This is a genomic window from Vibrio aquaticus (assembly GCF_003970385.1).
In the GTDB taxonomy this organism is placed as follows: Bacteria; Pseudomonadota; Gammaproteobacteria; order Enterobacterales; family Vibrionaceae; genus Vibrio; species Vibrio aquaticus.
In genome coordinates, this window is record NZ_RXZH01000001.1 from 1,014,402 (window position 1) to 1,033,064 (window position 18,663).

15 protein-coding genes are annotated in these 18,663 nt (G+C 42.7%); 9 read left to right on the plus strand and 6 right to left on the minus strand.

The annotated features are described in order from the left end of the window. The first annotated feature begins 5 nt into the window (after positions 1–5). From EJ063_RS04350 to EJ063_RS04365, 4 genes are all read left to right on the plus strand, one after another. Positions 6–1,007 carry a DctP family TRAP transporter solute-binding subunit gene (locus tag EJ063_RS04350; protein ID WP_126572774.1) on the plus strand — a complete coding sequence of 334 codons (1,002 nt, stop codon included), beginning with the start codon at positions 6–8 and terminating at the stop codon, positions 1,005–1,007. 73 nt (positions 1,008–1,080) lie between these two features. Continuing rightward, the gene (locus EJ063_RS04355) at positions 1,081–2,760 is read left to right on the plus strand and encodes a sulfatase family protein (protein ID WP_158675987.1); all 1,680 of its coding nucleotides are present in this window, start codon (positions 1,081–1,083) and stop codon (positions 2,758–2,760) included. Positions 2,761–2,903: 143 nt separating this feature from the next. Next, complete coding sequence (locus EJ063_RS04360; RefSeq protein ID WP_126572776.1) at positions 2,904–3,932, plus strand: YjhT family mutarotase; 1,029 nt, start codon at positions 2,904–2,906, stop codon at positions 3,930–3,932. A gap of 90 nt (positions 3,933–4,022) precedes the next feature. Beyond that, positions 4,023–5,495, plus strand: coding sequence for a sialidase family protein (locus EJ063_RS04365; RefSeq protein ID WP_126572777.1), 1,473 nt, complete (start codon positions 4,023–4,025; stop codon positions 5,493–5,495). A gap of 101 nt (positions 5,496–5,596) precedes the next feature. Here the strand turns inward: EJ063_RS04365 and EJ063_RS04370 are convergent, their stop codons facing one another. Together EJ063_RS04370 and EJ063_RS04375 are read right to left on the minus strand one after the other, a co-directional pair. Then, the gene (locus tag EJ063_RS04370; RefSeq protein WP_126572778.1) at positions 5,597–6,214 is read right to left on the minus strand and encodes a Crp/Fnr family transcriptional regulator; all 618 of its coding nucleotides are present in this window, start codon (positions 6,212–6,214) and stop codon (positions 5,597–5,599) included. Positions 6,215–6,234: 20 nt separating this feature from the next. Further along, positions 6,235–7,524, minus strand: coding sequence for an anaerobic sulfatase maturase (locus EJ063_RS04375; RefSeq protein ID WP_244225130.1), 1,290 nt, complete (start codon positions 7,522–7,524; stop codon positions 6,235–6,237). Positions 7,525–7,696: 172 nt separating this feature from the next. Between EJ063_RS04375 and EJ063_RS04380 the strand changes: the two genes are divergently transcribed. After that, a complete protein-coding gene (locus EJ063_RS04380; protein ID WP_126572779.1) occupies positions 7,697–8,527 on the plus strand; it encodes a sulfite exporter TauE/SafE family protein in 831 nt (276 codons plus the stop codon). Positions 8,528–8,675: 148 nt separating this feature from the next. Here EJ063_RS04380 and EJ063_RS04385 read toward each other — a convergent pair whose 3' ends face one another. Both EJ063_RS04385 and glgX read right to left on the minus strand, forming a co-directional pair. Beyond that, positions 8,676–10,379, minus strand: a complete 1,704-nt coding sequence (locus EJ063_RS04385) for a diguanylate cyclase domain-containing protein (protein ID WP_244225131.1) — start codon at positions 10,377–10,379, stop codon at positions 8,676–8,678. A gap of 211 nt (positions 10,380–10,590) precedes the next feature. Then, entirely contained in the window at positions 10,591–12,540 is a 1,950-nt protein-coding gene (gene glgX / locus EJ063_RS04390) for a glycogen debranching protein GlgX (protein ID WP_126572781.1), read from the minus strand. A 438-nt stretch (positions 12,541–12,978) separates the two neighbouring features. Here glgX and lamB point away from each other — a divergent pair, with 438 nt between their 5' ends. The 4 genes from lamB to EJ063_RS04410 all read left to right on the plus strand — a co-directional run bounded on the left by lamB (position 12,979) and on the right by EJ063_RS04410 (position 17,412). After that, complete coding sequence (lamB, locus tag EJ063_RS04395) at positions 12,979–14,277, plus strand: maltoporin LamB (RefSeq protein ID WP_126572782.1); 1,299 nt, start codon at positions 12,979–12,981, stop codon at positions 14,275–14,277. An 80-nt stretch (positions 14,278–14,357) separates the two neighbouring features. Next, a complete protein-coding gene (locus tag EJ063_RS04400) occupies positions 14,358–15,263 on the plus strand; it encodes a MalM family protein (protein WP_126572783.1) in 906 nt (301 codons plus the stop codon). A 319-nt stretch (positions 15,264–15,582) separates the two neighbouring features. Further along, positions 15,583–16,593, plus strand: a complete 1,011-nt coding sequence (locus tag EJ063_RS04405) for a porin (RefSeq protein ID WP_126572784.1) — start codon at positions 15,583–15,585, stop codon at positions 16,591–16,593. A gap of 204 nt (positions 16,594–16,797) precedes the next feature. Continuing rightward, entirely contained in the window at positions 16,798–17,412 is a 615-nt protein-coding gene (locus EJ063_RS04410) for a fumarylacetoacetate hydrolase family protein (RefSeq protein WP_126572785.1), read from the plus strand. 173 nt (positions 17,413–17,585) lie between these two features. Here the strand turns inward: EJ063_RS04410 and EJ063_RS04415 are convergent, their stop codons facing one another. Together EJ063_RS04415 and EJ063_RS04420 are read right to left on the minus strand one after the other, a co-directional pair. After that, positions 17,586–17,894, minus strand: a complete 309-nt coding sequence (locus EJ063_RS04415) for an AzlD domain-containing protein (protein WP_126572786.1) — start codon at positions 17,892–17,894, stop codon at positions 17,586–17,588. Continuing rightward, complete coding sequence (locus EJ063_RS04420) at positions 17,891–18,610, minus strand: AzlC family ABC transporter permease (protein ID WP_126573112.1); 720 nt, start codon at positions 18,608–18,610, stop codon at positions 17,891–17,893. The genes EJ063_RS04415 and EJ063_RS04420 overlap by 4 nt, the downstream gene beginning before the upstream one ends. Positions 18,611–18,663: the final 53 nt, after the last annotated feature.

Below are 18,663 nucleotides of genomic sequence, written 5' to 3' on the forward strand. Positions count from 1 at the left end.
ATACCATGAAAAAAGTAAAAATCGCAATATCACTTATTATGTCAAGTCTAATGTCTCTGCCTACTTATGCTTTTTGGGGAAGTAGTAATTCAGATCTTGAAGAGTTGAAGTTCTCAATGGTTCAAGGTATTCAATCAAATGAGTATAAAGCTGCAAAAATAATGTCTGACTACGTCAATGATAATACAGATGGTAAGTTGACAATTCGCTTGTATAGCGATGCTCAATTAGGAGATGACCTAGAAACAATGGAACAGATGACAGCAGGGGCTCTTGATCTTGGTTACGTTAACTACGGTCGTTACAACGTATTTATGCCAGAGCTGACATTGTTACAATATCCATATGTGTTCAAAGATTTCGCTCATATTCAACGTTTCTCAGAAACAGCCTATTTCCAAGAGAAAAAACAGGAAATTCTTAATAAGTACAAATGGCGTCAACTTTCTCTAGCCTATGGAGGCGCTCGTAACACAACTACCACAGTGAAGGAAATAAATTCTGTGGAAGACTTCAAATCACTAAAGATTCGTACACCAAAAGCCAAAGGTAATATGGCTTATGTGAGCGAGCTAGGAGCCTCACCAACTCCGATGGCATTTTCAGAAGTCTATTTAGCTCTAAAGACTAACGCAGTTGATGGTCAAGAAAACCCATTATCTATTATCGACTCAGCGAAGTTTTATGAAGTGCAAAAGAATTTGACTCTGACTAAACACATTACTATTGGCATGAATATTGTGGTAAGTGACATTAGCTGGAATCGCATTCCGGAAGATTACAGAGACATCGTTAAGAAAGGTGCAGAGCTTGCGGCTCAATATGTGACAGATGCATACATTCGAGATGAGAAAAACTTAATTACTAAGTTTGAAAATGCTGGAATGAAAGTTAGCAAGCCAGATTTATCTGAATTTGCGGAAGCGTTTGTACCATTAAAAACATCGTATAAAGATAAAGGCGAAGAATACCAAAAAGTTGTAGACGCGGTAAATGAATCAAGTTAACTGACATTTTATATTCTATATGAATTGGTGAGGCATCACCAATTCATTATCTTTAATATTTTTGGAAATGGTAATGATGGATAATCTAGAAGAAAAAAGTGGTTTTAATGCTACTAACGCAGTTACTGAGTATTATAAGAATCTTTCTAAAAAAGACACTCGGCCTAATATTCTTATTTTGATGACCGACCAACAACGCTACGACACGATCAAAGCGCACGGTTATCCCCATATGTATACACCGAATTTAGATAAATTGGCAGCTATCAGTGAAAACTACACAAACGCTTACACTCCAAACCCGATTTGTTGCCCGGCGCGTCATAATTTCATTACAGGGGTAAGTTCTAAATATCATGGTATTGCAGACAATGATTTTGCAGCACGTCTATGCCCTGATATCCCTGTTTTTCCTCGTTTGCTCTCCCACTCGGGCTACCAGACAGCTGCTATTGGCAAAATGCATTTTCAACCAATGCGAGAGCACCATGGCTTTGAACGTTTGAAGTTAATGGAGGAAGTGCCCGAGTATCGTGAAGATGATGATTACGCGATGTTTTTGAAAGAAAACGGGTACGGGAATGTTCTCAATATCCATGGCGTACGCAACCTTTTATATATGTTACCCCAACGTAGTGTGTTGCCAAAGCACTTGCATGGCACTAAGTGGGTAGCTGATGAAGGTATTAGCTTTCTTGAAGAGAACTCAGGTAAACGTCCTTTCTTATTATATTTAAGCTGGATTGCACCACATCCGCCATTTAACGCAGTCGAAGATTACGCTGAAATGTATAAGGGCCAAGATATCCCTATGCCAGCTAAATCTGAAACATCATTGTCTGAGCTTTCTGAAGAAAATAAACTCTTAGGTGACTTGCCTACCGATGAATATATACGACGCATGCGCGAAGTTTACTACGGGATGATCTCTCATGTGGATGAACATGTTGGTAGAGTTATCGACAAATTAGATGAGATTGGACAGCTAGATAACACTATTATTTTCTTCACTACGGACCATGGTGAGATGCTTGGTGACCATGGCTTGTACCAGAAATGGCTGCCATATGATGCTGCGACACGAATTCCATTTATGGTTAAATATCCTAAGGGTATCGAGCCAGCTGTTTGTGAAAAAGATCATGTGGACCTTAATGACATCTTCCCGACAGTGCTTGATATTGCCGGTGTAGATTTTGAACCACCATACCCATTAATGGGCGAATCCTTAATCTCTGAAGATAAGAAGAAGAATCGTGAGATTCAGTACGTTTCTTACTCGCAATCGAATCGCCGTTGGTGTTCGTTAACGGACCAAAAGTATAAGTATAATTACTACTATGGTGGTGGGCGTGAGGAGCTGTTTGACTTACGTAATGATCCTCATGAGACGACGAACTTACTGGAAAAAAACAGACAGGAATTTGATACGGTCGCTGAGTTTTACCGAAAGGAACTAGTGAAGCAAGAAATTGAACACTGGGATGAAGACTATATTGATGATGATGGAACATTTAAAGTACTAAGTGAATACACACCTAATCCAAACCGTAATATCGCAAGACCTCAGTACCCAAAGCATCTTGTCCACAGTGATGAAATTTCAGAGCAGAATAACTTTGTTGATGAAGTTATTGAAGCAATGAAGGACGAATCTGTAGTCAAGGCTAAAGAGCTTGATTATAAGGCGTGGGCAAAGAACTTGGATATATCAGATGATGAGTTAAATAAAGTTCTAATGCTTGGTGAGTAGTGTTAAATAATTTAAAAGCCCAATAATTCTATTGGGCTTTTTATTGGGTGATATATGAGAAATGTATTATTAATCATATTGATTGTTCCATTTAGCTTTCTATTTATTTATTCGGTTGTTTGTTTTTGATTGTTAGGTTAAATATGATTTTAAATGAGTTTTCTTCCTTGCCATCAGGTTTTAAGAATGGCTTTTCTTCGATTATTAACGATGTTCTTTATATTGGTCTCGGCTCTTTGGGAGCCCGGTGCTACTCCCTAAATTTGTCTAGAGAAAACGCAACTTGGGAACGATGCATCGACTTTCCATATGGCAACATATCAAACCCAGTATCAGCCCAATGTGGTAATTCCTTGTGGTTGTTTGGCGGTGTAGTGGATGGTCAGATGAATGAGGTAGTTTACCAATATGATTCAAAGGAAGCGGTTTGGTTGTCCTACAATTCCCCTTGCCCGGCAGGTTTGCTAGGTAGTGTGGCACATGCTCAGTCTGATAACGAAGTCATATTTGTTGGAGGCTACAGTAAGCCAGTTTTCGACGACTTTAGCCGCCAAATCAGCTTACTAGATCCTGAAGAGAAAGCATTAGCACTACGCGGGTTTCTTTCTCAGCCTATCGAATACTATAACTGGAACCGAAAAATTTGGAAGTTCAATATTGAATATAAAGCTTGGACGGTTCTTGCAGATAATCCGTATCTTGCTACTTGTGGCTCTGCATCATTCGAAGTTGATGGAGAGTTATGGGTCTTAGACGGTGAGATAAAGCCTGGATTACGAGTCTCTCAAGTAAATGCATTTAATTTGGTTGGAGGCTGTAATACATCAAGAAGTTTTGAATCTATAGCTCGAAGTGATCGTGAACATGAAGGTCTTGCTGGAGCATTTTCTGGTGTGGTTAATGGCCATCCAGTGATTTGTGGCGGGGCTTACTTTATTGGGAGTCAAGAAAATTATAGGGCTGGGAAACTGTATACACATGAAGGTTTGTCAAAAACTTATTGTTGCAATACATGGGTTTGGACAGAAGAGCGTTGGCAACAATTAAAAAATCTCCCACTAGGGTTGGCTTATGGTTGCAGTGAAGTGTATCGAGATAAGATGCTGGTCATCGGTGGTGAGAAAAGTGATGGCTCAGCTTCAAATCAATGCTTTGAGATAGAACTCGAGTAAGTGATAACAAAAAATAGAGTCATGAGTAGTGGTAAGTAATTTTCACTACTCAATGAACAAACGTGAAACAATATATCTAAAGGACTGATAATGAAAATTCTTCTACATCCCCTTGTTATATCCCTTTTTTTTGCTGGACCAGTTTTAGCTGACTCTCCTCCAGAGTCTCTACAAGTTAATGATCCTAATTTGAGGCTTGACGCAATAGAGAGCCAAGAACTTTATGTGCCTGTTGAGAGTGGCCGTTATCGAACATCAAGTAATCTATCTGTGTTCAGTTCTGGTAACCCTGATCAATACCGTCTTCCGTCAATGGTTGCTATTGGAAATGACGAAGTACTTTTCTTTGCTGAAAGGCGACCGATTGGGGTTGGTGATTTTAGAAAACAAGATATTGTTATGAGAAAGTTGAATCGTGAAACAGGATACTTAGAAGCGGGTAGAGTTATATTGCATAATCAAGACTTTACTCATAAAAATTACTTATCTAGCCTTATGAACCCGACTACGATATTCGATGAGGCTACGAATACAGTCCACCTGTTTTTTAATTCAGTTTTTCATACTCTAACAAATGATATTAAAAAAGTTCAGGCATATCATGTAACTAGTAGCGATGGGGGGACAACATGGTCTGAACCAGCAATGATCTCAGAAGCTATGGGAGAATGTGAAACATCTTGGGTAGGTCCAGGGCGCGCTGTCATCGTTAACGGACAAGAGCTTACGTCAAGTAGTCGGATTATTGTTCCTATGCGAACTGGTCACCTTGAATCCGAAAAATCAAATTCTTGCTCAGAGGTGGATAAGGTTGCTAAGGGTGGTTTTTACTCGATCTTGACAGAAGATGGAGGCCAGTCATGGAGTCGCGCATACAACACAATTACCACTGGTAGCGATAAAGCCACGTTTGGAGAAGCGCAAATCATTTATCACAGAAATAATGATACTACCTATATGATTAGTCGCATTGCAGATGGCTCTGCTTATGGCTTTGATGGCTCCGGGCTAGCGTATAGCTTGGATGCTGGGAGTTCATGGAACATAGGCTTTTATCCGAATGCTCCTTATAAGGATAATGTGAAGGTTGGTCTTACTGGCCGTTTTGTAACACCGACTCAGTCAGGGTTATCTTCAGATGGTGAGAACCTTTATTACACGACATCGGTCAGTTGGGAAACGGCTGAAAACGATGAAAAGTTGCATCATCGGAAAGAAGCGTGGATACATAAATTTAATCCAAACGACATGTTGAGTGAAACTGACTCTCCAGTTGTGCAAGTTCAGCCTATTACCAAATCTGGCTTTGGTAATGTGTCAACGCAATACTTAGGTAATAACCGAATCGGTATTTTGTGGGAAGAGATTAAAACTTGGCAGGTAGACAAACGTATTTGGAGTATTTTCTATACAGAACTTGATACGCGAGACTTTCGACCGATACTAGATCCAGCATGGGTAGAAAATGGGTTTACCTATCACCCTACCAAAAATGGATCACATCATTTATTGAACCCAGAAATTAATGAAGGTGATAAGAGTGGTGACTGGAATCCTCAGTAAGCAAGAGTAATTGCTGACAGCATAGCAAGCAACGGAGCTCCACGAATCAAACCTCATGATGTCCACCCCTATGCATTGTGAGTTTTTTTTAGTGCTCAATCTTACAGTTGCTTAGCTCTGTACTTTATCAACGCGTCCATGTCTAAAAGCGAAATTTTACGAGTAGATTTATCCAGGATGTTCATCGATTTTAGTTGTTTGCATGTTCTCAAGACAGTCGTAATGTCAGTACCACTAAACTCACCTACCTCTCTGTATGTCCACGGATAGTCTGGATATAAGTTGAACAATACATCTAAAGCGTCCAATACTCTAATTCTTGAGTTAAACGTATTGAACTGCATAATTTTATGCTCAGCCTCTCCTAGCTCAGTACACACCTCTTGAGCTAAATGGTTGAGCAACTTAGGGCTAATGGTGCTCAGTTCTTCTATTGACCTTAACTTGATTCTCTTTAGCCGGCTTCCTAACATTGCCTTTGCAGATGAAGGATAATACCCATTTGCGAAAAGCGTTCTATAGCCAAAGTAAGACCCTGTACCGTATAACCTGAGTAGTCTTTCGTTGCCAACCTCGGACGTTTGATATAAACCAACTAACCCAGACTCCAAATAGTAAATATCATGTGACTTCTGGCCTGACTGATAGATGACCTGCTTTTTTACTACGTCGATTGGTTCAATGAGATCAATGGGGAGCTTTAGTTCAGAAATTTCCATATTAATGCCATTTTTCGACTTTAGTTTGAGTGACAGCACTTTTTGGATTTACGACCACTTCCGCATGAGCAAGGAGAATTGCGTCCGATTGATTTTGACGTGATGTCTCCTTCTGATCTTTGGTTTTTCTGTCGCATAAATGTCATAATTTCGGATGCTGGACGCTGTTGGTTTACTAAGAATGCCATTATTTTCATAGCAGATTCGGTATGCGTAAAGTAATGATGGTATCCAGAGCACAAGTAGTTGTGGTGGGGTAGGCCGTTCGGTGAGTGAGAAAATCTATGTTTTGGACATCCTCCAAAACAAGCGAACTTGTATCTACATTGTTTGCAATCGCTATTAAGGTTCGTTGATTTATCCTTCCCAAACTTAATGGCTCGAGCACTATTGTTCATAGAACTGATATCTTGGATGTGGATGTTTCCTAACTTGTACTCAGGGTATACATAGTGGTCGCATTGGTATAAATCGCCATTCGCTTCCAAAGCGAAAGAGTGGCCACATTCTTTGGCAAATAAGCAAACACCTGCCGGTTGTCCTAGCCATGAGGCAAGCGTAGAGTCAAAGGTTTGGACAAAAATGGTTCCAACATCTTGTTCAACCCATTGGTCAAAAATATCAGTGAGAAATTGCCCATATTCTTTTGGTTTAACTGACCAAGGTGCCATTACTTCATGATCTTGGTCTGGCCCTGCCAGCGTGATTCTATCGGATAGAGGTTGATTGTCTAACCTCTCCACGATAGGAATAAATTGTAGGTGTGTGGAGCCAAGTTCCTTCAAAAATTGATAAACTTGCTTTGGTTGTTTGACATTTTTATCATTGACCACGGTTAGCGTATTGAACTTAATACCATAGCTCTTTAGTAATTTAGCCGCTGCGACAACTTTTTCGTGTGTTGGCTTTTTGGAGCGAGTCACTCGATAATAGTCGTGCGCTTCTTTTGGCCCATCAATCGAGAGTCCAATGAGAAAGTTGTTTTGTTTGAAAAAATGACACCATTCCTCATCAATGAGAAGGCCATTAGTTTGAAAGCTGTGTGTTATGGTTTTTGCTTGTTTAAACTCTTCACACAGCTCTACAACGCGGCGATAAAAATCCAAACCTAATAGCGTTGGCTCTCCTCCTTGCCAAGCGAAGTCGACTTGATTTCCAGGTTGGGCATCAATTTGCTGCTTAATATACTGAACAAGTGTTTCGTCACTCATTTTCCAATGCGCGTTTCGTTCAGGATACAGCTTGTCCTTCTCGAGATAGAAACAATATTCACAGTCGATATTACAAATTGAACCAGATGGTTTAGCCATAACGTGGCAACCATATTGACTTTGCATGCCATTCCTCACAACATCAAATTTCCATATTATGAAGATATATTTCATCAGGATGATAATCAATGAAAACATTTATTGCCGCTGCCATAAGTTGATCTACATAGCATTCGATAAGATAAGGCTCCGATAAAATAGGGGTCTTCTGATGGATGTAATCCAGTTTTTACTAAGCCTTATACAGACAGAGCTTTTCGAAATAAAATTTGTGTTAGGTGCTTTCTTTGGTCTTTGTCTTGGTTTAACTGGGGTAGGTGGTGGGGTTTTGCTTATTCCAATGTTACAAATTGTTTGCGACATGAACCCTGTGTTAGCCGTGGGTACGGCGAGTCTTATATCTTCATTGGTTAAGGTTACTGCATCGATGAGTCACATTCGTGCTAAGAACGTGTCTTGGCCTTCGGCTTGTTATTTGTTTGTAGGAGCATTACCTGTATCTATAGGTGTTACTCAAGCTGTCGTTTATTTTAATGAGGATCCACTTTACAGTTCTTATATGAATCAAGTTATAAATACGTTAATTATTATAGTAATGATTGGGTCCCTTATCGCTGTGCTTTGTAAGTATCTTCAGCAGAGAAGGGGAACTGCAGCAGCCCGTATTTTGGTAGACCGTCAACCCTATAGCAACAAGAAAGTGGCGGTTTTATCAGGTGTTTTTTGTGGTTCTATTCTTGGTTCTACAGGAGTTGGAGGCGGGGTATTACTACTTCCAGTATTAAATAGTGTGTTAAAAGTCGATATAAAGAAAGCTATTGGAACATCAGTTGTTTTGGCTTTTTTCCTTTCGATGGTGACTGCACTTGGTTATCTATCGGGAGGGCAAGCAGATGTCCACACCGCGGCTCTGTTTACTTTAGGGTCATTTCTGGGCATTCCCATTGCTAGCTGGCTTCTTAAGTCATGTTCATCAAATACCATTTACATATTTACACTTAATCTCATCGTTATCAGCTTGCTTTTAACACTGTTCGAATGATTGAGGATAAACAACGTTCCGTAAAACTATACTCTATACGTCTAGAATTCTAATCGTTACTTCGATGACTTATACGCTTAGTGATTAGAATGTTGGTAGCGCTTTTATAACTAAAAAGGGAAGCACTGACAGCACTTCCCTCCATTGATTAAGCTTGAAACGTATTCAACACCACTTGGTTTCTGCCTAAGCCTTTGGCTTGATAGAGCGCTTTGTCTGCTCGGCCAATTGCGATGTTTTGGCTGATGGTGTTTGACGTAATACCGATGCTGACAGTGTATTGAACCGGCATGTCATCGACGACGATTTTTGATTTCTCGACGAGGTGACGGAACATCTCACATTGCTCATAGGCATCGTTTTCGTCATTGGCTCTAAAGAGAATACAGAATTCTTCACCTCCGAAGCGAGCAAGGCTTAATGAGTTAGGTTTTGGGAAACACTTTTTCATTAAATCAGCAACGTGAGTGATGACTTGGTCACCGACTAAATGGCCTTGGTTGTCATTGATGCGCTTAAAGTGGTCGATATCTAAAATAGCAAGATAAGTGCCTTCTTTGTCAATATTAGCGTCGATCTTGTCGCGTAATGTCAGCTTGTTATCCAAATGTGTCATTACATCTTTACTACGCAGCTTCTTGTGCAGCATCAGGTTGGTCAGTGCTACCTCAGAATAATCACGGATCATACGTAAGATACTGCGATACGTTGGGAACGTCGCTTTCATATAGATAACCGCGATCAAACTCTCTTTATCAAACAGAGGAATCGTATAGTGGCGAGAGTTGATTTGCAGTTTCTTCGCCAATGGGTCTGCGTAACGTTTACCGGTATAGCTTAATGAGCTTGGCGAGAAGTGCTTTGCCAAATCTTTATCTTTCAACACGATATTGCTGTTGCCGTGATAATCAATCGTCGTGAAATGACCATAATCAGCGTCGTAGAAACAGAGCTGAACGCCGTTGTGATGACAAAATCGGTCCAATATATCTCGTAGCTTATGTTTGAAGTCGGCAAGATCTTCTCTGCTATTGAGGTCGGCCAAGTTTTGGTTAAGTTGGTAGGTCAGGTAGTTAATGGCTACAGCAAGGAAAAGCAAAGAACCGATCACGATAGCTGTAAGCGAAAATTGGTAAGAAGTCGACAAAATATCCGAACGATCGGTGCCGGAGATAAAAACCCAATTGATCGGGTTATCGCCATCGAAAACAGACATCTTAAACTGACTTTTGTAGTAATACTCGTACTTTCCGAAACGAAGCCCAGTCTCAATTAGCTCACTAATCCCCGCATGATAGCTGACGGATGGAGAACCAATGCGAGAAGGGTCAGGGTGGAAAACCAAACGGCCAGTTGTGCCATCAACGACAAACACATAACCATGATCGAGGGTCTTCAGCCCGCGTAGGCTTTGAGTGGCATATTTAAGGTTAAACTCAATCCAGATCTCATTGCCACTTTCCTGAATGTACTTGACCGCGAAAACCCACACATCCGGTATTTTTTCATAAACGGAAGAGACAGCAAGCTTTGAGGTGATGCTGTTTAGTGGGTGCCAACTCATCTCTGAGTGTTGTTCAGAATCGGTTGGATTGAGCAGGACAGAACGATATTGGTGGGTTTCGTTATTGACGTAAATGATGTCGCTGTAAATGGGAGTCAGTTGAAGAATGTTCTTGGCGCTGTTGTCAAAGTCAGAAATGGAAGCACTGTCATCGAGTAGATAGAGCTGACTGGCGGCGGCGCCAACTTGAGAAAAAATAAGCTCAGATGCGGTTTTGAGGTTGGAGAAGGATTGTTGATAGGCGCTTTGTTCGGATTTATTAAGCTGCTGGTAGGCCGCGTATATCATCCCGAGAACTAGCAGTATAATGTACGGTCTGAGTGTGCGTATGAGTAACTTGGGTAAAGCCATGGGTGCCAACTGATTATATAGGTATAGTAATTATGTGGCGTATAGTAAACAGATTTTGCAAGCACATCAATGCATATTAATCTAGCGAATGAGTTTTTTTTATTCAAAAATTGAGCGATATATCACCATATCGCTCACTTTTGTGAAGTTAGGCAGTGCGATGGAAAATCGCGATAGAGGAAGGGGCGACAAGGACCTGCTTGTGATCGATGGTCTGGTGCAATTCGTGCGAGTCGGTATTACAAATCATCAACCACTCGCGATCACTCGTTTCAGGTAACGTGAAGCGAGCAGGGGCATTGGTTTGGTTGATGCAGTAAAAGAGTTCATCTCCCTCTTTGCCGATACCAAGGTGTAATGCAACAGAGCTCAAGCGGTTCCAATCATCATGCTCCATAAAGCTGCCATCAATTCGGCGCCAGAAGATTCGGTTAGTGTTTCTTTTTTCTCCGCTAAAAGCTTGTATGAAAGGCACCATGTACGTTTGGCGAGCCTCTACCATGTCGGCAAGCCACTGCTTAAATGACGCTTTTCTTTCATTGCTTTGCCAGTCAAGCCAACTGAGTTCATTGTCTTGGCAGTAGGCATTGTTGTTACCTGCTTGAGAATGAGACAACAGGTCAGCCGTCAAAATATGCGGAATACCAAAAGCAAACAGCAAGCTCGCCATAAAGTTACGTTTTTGCTTCTCGCGTTTCTCTATGATTACAGGATTTTCGGTTTCGCCCTCAATCCCATAATTATCAGAGCGGTTGTCACCGTGGCCATCGCGGTTTTGTTCGCCATTGGCTTCGTTGTGCTTGTGCTTGTAAGAGACTAAATCTTGCAGGCAGAACCCATCGTGATAGGTGATGTAGTTAACGGTCAGTTTGTAGGGCCAGTTCGCCGCGCTATACAGATCGCGAGACCCCATAATGCGAGTGGCGAACTCTTTTAAGAACCCTTGGTCACCGCGCCAGAAGCTTCGAGTGATGTCTCGCAGGCGGTCATTACATTCGTTCCATCCGAACGGGAAATTACCCACTTGGTAGCCGTTTGGTCCAATATCCCAAGGTTCAGCAATCAGCTTGGCTTCGCGTAAAATAGGGTCTTGAGCCACGGACTTAAAGAAGGCGGCTTCAGGGCTGAAGTGCTCCCCGTGTCTGCCTAGTGTCGCGGCAAGATCAAAGCGGAACCCATCAACTTGATACTCTTGGACCCAATAACGTAAGGTGTCCATCACCAAGTTGAGTGAGGGTTGATAAGAGAGATCAACGGTATTGCCACAACCGGTAAAGTTCGCGTAGTGCTCATCGTGACGAATGTAGTAATGAGGGTCTAATGCTTTTAGGTTGAAGACCGGGCCATCTGCACCGCCCTCGGCCGTATGGTTATAAACCACGTCAAGAATGACTTCGATGCCATTGCGGTGTAGCTCTCGAATCGCTGTCTTGAGTTCGGTGACGGCATCATGAGAGGCATAGCGAGGATCCGGGACCATAAACAGATACGGGTTGTAACCCCAATAGTTCACCTTATCCATATTGAGCAGATGAGGCTCATGCATACACGCAGCAACAGGAAGTAGCTGCAATGTGTTGATGTTTTGCTGCTTATAAAATTCAAGCATCGCAGGGCTAACTAACCCTAGGTAGCAGCCTTGGTCTTGCTTTGGAACATCAGGATTAAGCTTAGACACACCTTTGACGTGAGTCTCAAACAAGACCATCTCTTCACGCGGTCGGTTTGGCTTTGCTACCCCTTGCCAGTCGAACTCGTCATCAACTACAACGCACTTGGCTAGACCAAAGCTAGCTTCCGAGTCAAAAGGAGGATGGTAATGCAATGCGTTATCGAGAGCCTTCGCATAAGGATCAGAAATATAGTGTTCTTTACCTGCTTTATTGACGATGTACCCGTATTTTTGCCCTGTTTTGATATTGGGTAAAAAGATGTGTCGAATACCAGCATATTCATTTAACAAAGGGTAGGTTTTAAACTCTCCATTTTCATCAAATAAAGCGAGCTGAATATTCTTGGCTTGTGGTGCAAAGATAGAAAAATTACACCCTTCACGATTTGGTGTCGCCCCGAGGGGGTACGGACGAGAGCACTGCATTGTCATAGCTTACTGATGTTGTTTATTGCTGAGTATTAGTTAATAGATTCGCGTGCACTAGGTCAAGAGGCATATTAAAAAAGTAACAATGTAATTTTATTTCATTATTTCCGTCAAATTCCAAGAAATAGTGAGCTACTTAACATTATGTTGGGATTATTTTTTCACTGACCCTAAAACTCAACCCTAATAATGTGAGTTGTCCTTGAAAAATATCATTCGGTTAATTTTCTACTCCTCTCTCATCCCCCTAAGTAATTTCTCATTCGGATGAGTTCAGCTTTCTCCTCCCCAGTTACTCTTTTCGCAGTTGAAACGAAAGGGGAATGGGTGTTTTGCCTTACTCCTTCCTTACTTCTCTTGCTCGGCTCTGTTGCTGCCTTTACAGGGTGAAGAGAAAGAGAACAAAAAAATAATAATCCCTAAATGGAGTTAATAATGAAAAAAGTAAGTGTAATTGCTGCTGCAGTGACAGCGACTTTAGCGGCTGGTTCAGCATTCGCAGTCGATGTGGACTTCCATGGTTATGCGCGTGGCGGTGTTGGCCTAAGTGGTGAAGGTTCTCATGTTACTTATGAGAAGAACAAAGTAGGTCGTTTAGGAAACGAAGACGACCTATACGCAGAGCTAGGTCTAAATGCTGAGCTATACAACCAAGGTGATGTGTCGTTCAAACTTGAAAGCCTAGTTGCTTACGGTCAAGCGGGTAACAATAACTGGGAAGGCAACGCAAATGCACTTCGTGTAATGAACGTTCAAGCAAAAGGTTTGTTTGAATCGGATAAGGAAGCGGTACTTTGGGCTGGTCAACGTTACTACCAGCGTAAAGACATCCACATTACAGACTTTTACTTTCTAGATACATCAGGCGGTGCTGGTGGTGGTATCGAGAATATCTCTCTTGGTGGCGGCAAGCTTTCTGTTGCGGTGATGCATGACGATGGCACTCAGACCGTAGACGATGGCACAGCGTTTGTCTTTGATAAAGACTTACCTGGCTGTGATGGTAAGCCAAGCTCAGATGCGTGTTATAAGTCAGAAGCACAGACCAAAGACGAGATGGTTTCAGGTTACACCTTAGACCTACGTTACGCGGGTATCGATCTTTGGGAAAATGCGAATCTAGAACTGGCTGTGGCTTACGATTTTGCCTCTGACGCTAAGGACCAAACTGTTCAAGCTGATGATGGTGTTCTTTTAACAGCGGTTCTAGGCCAGGGTCTATCAAATGGTTTTAACCAGACGGTACTTCAGTACGGTACGGCTTCTTACGGTAAACAGATGGCGACCTACGGTGGCGGTGGTTGGTACGATCGCAGTGGCGGCAACAATGACGCTGACGGCTTCCGAATCATCAACTGGGGTGTGACTGGAATGGGTGATGCTTGGGAACTGGGTCACGTAGTCATGTACGCGCAAGCTTCAGATACGGATGACGGTGACATTACAGCATACAACGCAGTGGTACGTCCTATGTACAAATGGGATGAGCACATGAAAACAGTGTTCGAACTAGGCTACTTTGCGGATGAAACTAAGAAGAGCGGCACAACAACAGATGCTGCTGGCTCTAAAGTGACCGTTGCACAGGCGTGGTCTGCGGGTTCTAGCTTCTGGGCTCGTCCAGAAATCCGAGTATACGGTTCTTACTTTATGGATCACGAAGGCGAAAGCTTCAATGGCAAAACGGACGACTCTGAGTTCAGTGTTGGTATCCAAATGGAAGCGTGGTGGTAATCCCCTCGTTTAAATGACCTAAGTCCAGTATAAGCCGACCATCAACGTCGGCTTTTCCCGTTTTCAATGCAGAGGTTTATATGAAGCATTTAGTATTAGGCTGTGCCATTACGATGGCGTTGTTTGGATGTACAACAACGGAAACCGTGGTGTTTGACGCCCCGACCAATCAACAAGTTGCCAGTTCATACGCTCAAGTCGATTGGGTAGAGATAGAACCGAGTAAACGCGTGAACTTCTCAATTGATCAAAGCAATCAACAATACCAATTGACAAGCGGATTAGGCCCAATTGCAGCGTTTAGTATTAATACTCAAGGCAAAGAGGTGGAACTGGAAATCATCAGCCATTTCAAGAAAAGCGTCTTTTATCCTAATGCAGTCCTGCTTAATGACGACAACCAAATTTTAAAAACGTTTACCGATAGTGACTTTGAGTATAAACACGCCTATGGCTTAGATGGTGACAGGCTTACCGCTGAAATCACCATTCAACCTGTCGGCAAGCAGAAAGTGAAACTATTGGTTTATACAACAGATGCGCTGCTCAAAGGCGAGTCTGAAGTGCTTCACCCAGTAAAACTTGATGCGATTGCAAGAGGTAACTACCCGCCGGATGTTCCAAACCCTGTTATCCCTCATGCGCAATACGGTGAGCTCAGCTTGATTGTTAAAGCTGACAGTGCCGTTGTGGTTGAAGAGCCCGCTATAGTGTCGAGTACCGATATGGCTCAGCAAAAATTAGACGCAGATTTAGCAAAACTGTCTGATGAAAATGCTGAGGTAATGACCGTTCAAGTTGGGGCGAAAGGGGAGTCGGAATCTTTATCAGCGCAACAACAACAGTTTTATCTGACCAGTATCGAACATGCAGTTAATGTTGGCATGTTAGATAAAGCACTGGCACTGCTTGAAGAAGCAAAAATGCTCGAAGTAGACGGTGCGCAGCAGGCGTTTATAAAAGCGGTCAATGCTCGAACTCATTAAAACAATACTCATAAAAAGATGGAAGATAGTGAGCTAATTGTTCTTTGTTTTCGACTAAGTTCAATTTAATTTATTAAAATGTGATCTAGGTCGTTATTGTTTGTGCCCGATATTCACGTGCTAGAAATAATAGTGAATTCATTAGGTTAAAAACTATTGATAAAAGCCATGTTCTGACTAAGTGTATATTATCTGCTTATTAAGCAAGTGGTTGCACTTAACTTTTTCATTTTCCGTACTACGGTTTATTTGTTCGTGCAGTTTTTAGTTCAATAGAACTAATTCGGACATGGGTACAACCAAATACGGACATTACAAAATGAAAATTAAATTATTAGCCGCAACCATCGCGGCAACAGCATGTGGTACAAACGCCTTCGCAGCAGAAATCTATAACAGCGAAGGTTCAACAATTTCCCTTGGTGGCTACGTTGATGTCGGACTCGGTGAGTACGGCTCAAGCGACGAAGTTGAAGTTCACCAAGTCTCGCCTCGGATCAACATTGGTGGCACACAGGATGTCGGCAATGGCATTACTGTCGACGCCAAAGGTGAGTGGGCGATTGATTATCTCGATGGTGGTGATACCTCATTTACCACTCGTTTAGGTTACATCGGCATGACCCATGAGCAAGCGGGCCGATTGGCACTCGGTACTCAATGGGCACCATACTATGACATTGCGGGTGTGGCCGATATGCCGATCGCCTTTGCCAATGACTTCTTGTATGACAACCACGGAAATCTAGCGACAGGCCGTGGCGACAAAATGGTCACATATCGTAAAGGCCTTACTCTGGGTGAAGGGATGTCGTTGGACTTCGGCTTAGGCTGGCAAGGTAAACATACTGAAGTTGGGGACAACGCTGGGATCTATGACTCTAGAGGTCAAATCGCCGTTTCATTCTCCGTGATGGGCGGTGCGATAGGCTATGTCTACAATGGCGGTGACGTGGACAATGTCGATGCCGAGTCTCACGCTGTATCACTTAAGTACGGCAGTTATGGTGATGGCATTTATGCGGCATTGGTGTATGCCAATAATGACAACTTCTATGATGGCTTGTACGAGTCAGAACATTATGAAGCACTCTTTGCTTACGCATTGGGTAATGGGCTCAACTTGAGTGTGAACTACGAAGCGGCTGAAGGTAAAGCTACGTCTTCATCGAGTGAACAAACCCAATTTAGCCAAAGTGCGATTCAAGCCGAATACAGTGTGACACCAAAACTTGTCACGTTCGCGGGTTACCAGTTTGACTTAGGGGATGATGACCCTGCCACTAAAGATGATGACAAGTGGACCATCGGTGTCCGTTACTTCTTATAAACAGAATCTACTGCCTTAACACACTTTTCGTGTTGACGCCTATTCACTATTGAATAGGCGTTTTTCTATTTAAGGGATTATTAATAGCAGAGATAAGTGCTTTCAATAATATGGGTTCAGGGTCTAACTTTCCGAGGGAAATGATTAACTTGTTGGCACGTTCGATTAAAATATCGGCTCTTAAAAAATGACAGGGATGAAGCAATGAGCAAAGTGAAGCTTGGTGATAGGTTGGTGCAGCCAACAAAAATAGTCTGTGTTGGTAGAAACTATCTAGAGCATATCCAAGAGCTCAACAATGCCATTCCTGATCAAATGGTGGTGTTCTCTAAACCTACCACTTCTATTTCTGAAAAACTTCATTCCTTTCACCAAGAGCGTTTGCATTATGAAGGTGAAATCTGTTTTTTAATCGAGAACGGTGAACTGGCTGCCGTTGGTTTGGGCTTAGACTTAACCAAACGTGATCTTCAATCGAACTTGAAAGCAAAGGGCTTACCTTGGGAACGTGCCAAAGCATTTGATGGCTCGGCCGTTTTCAGTCGCTTCATTCCTCTTGATGGAATATCCATTGACGATTTAGAAATTGAGCTCTTCATTAATTGTGTACGCGTCCAAAAAGGCTCGGTACGCCAAATGATGTATCCACCTCAAGTGATCTTAGAAGAGCTAAATAGCTACACCACTTTATGCGATGGCGACATCATCATGACGGGAACGCCGCAAGGGGTTGGTGAAGTCCACCCTTCCGATCTTTTCTTAGCCCGCTTAAAACAATGTGACGATACCTTAATCGAAATAGAGTGGGTGGCAGAGTAAGTCTTTACTTTCCCTTAAGGGTAAGCCCTATGCTAATGTTTTGAACATAGCATAGAGGTTGAGATGGGATGTTGTAATAAAGCGCCAAAAGGCGGTAGTACCAACTTAGGACTGCTTGTGAAATGGATTGCGGTTATGACGGCGGCGCTACTCTTACTCGCCGCACTGTTTGGTTAAATCAACTTCAACGTTAAGAAAATCAGCATACTGACAATGGTCGTTAGTAGGACATTTTTCGTCTTCCAAGCGATAACCGCGGCGATAACCGCTCCAATCAGATAAGGATTCGTTGGCGCTATCCAAAGCTCTTTCTCGGGCATGAATACAATCGGTGCCCAAATTGCGGTAAGCACAGCAGGGCTTGAATAGGAAAGTAATCGCTGCGCAGCCGGATTAAGCCTTAAAGGAAGACTCGGTTCAAGAAACAGATAGCGGCTAAGAAAGACAAGGACTGTCATCGCTAAAATAGATAACATGATCATTGTTGGCCTCCCGTTACAGATTCAGTCAGGTAGCCAGACAACATGCCTGCGACACTGGCAATCATTAATCCTGATTCAATTCCTTGTGCATAACACAGTACTGATACCACCATCGATACCACAACGGCGACCAAAACCGGTGACGATTTGATATTGGGAATGACAATTGCGATGAACGTTGCGGCAACAGCGAACTCCAAACCTAGCTCATTCAATGCCGGTATATAACTGCCTGCGACAATGCCAGCCAATGTGGCTAAGTTCCAACAGAGGTAAAAGCTCAGCCCTGCTCCTAATGCATACCACCGATTGAACTGCTTCTCAGATTGTTGCCCGCAAATCGCAAACAGCTCATCGGTGAGTAAAAAACCAAGGGTAAGCCGCCACTTTAAGGGCAGAGGTGCGATTTTATCCCGCATTGATACGCTATATAACAGGTGTCGTGACGTAATGAAAAAAACAGCGAGTAACATCGTGGCTAATGTTGCACCGGCTTTGAACATTCCGGTGGCGACTAATTGCGCTGAACCAGCAAACAAAATGGCGGAGAGTGCTTGGCTTTCGACGACGGTTAGCCCGGATTCTATGGCAAACGAACCGGCCAATAAGCCCCAAGGGATCACGGCAACGCTCAGCGGTATCATCGCTACGGTTCCTTGCCAAAATAGGTGAGTGCGGCTTTGCTCGCCATCGTGGTGTATCGTCATGGTGTCCATCATTTGTCTCTTTGGTTGACTGCTATCACTTTATTAAGTCATGTCAGCCAGCC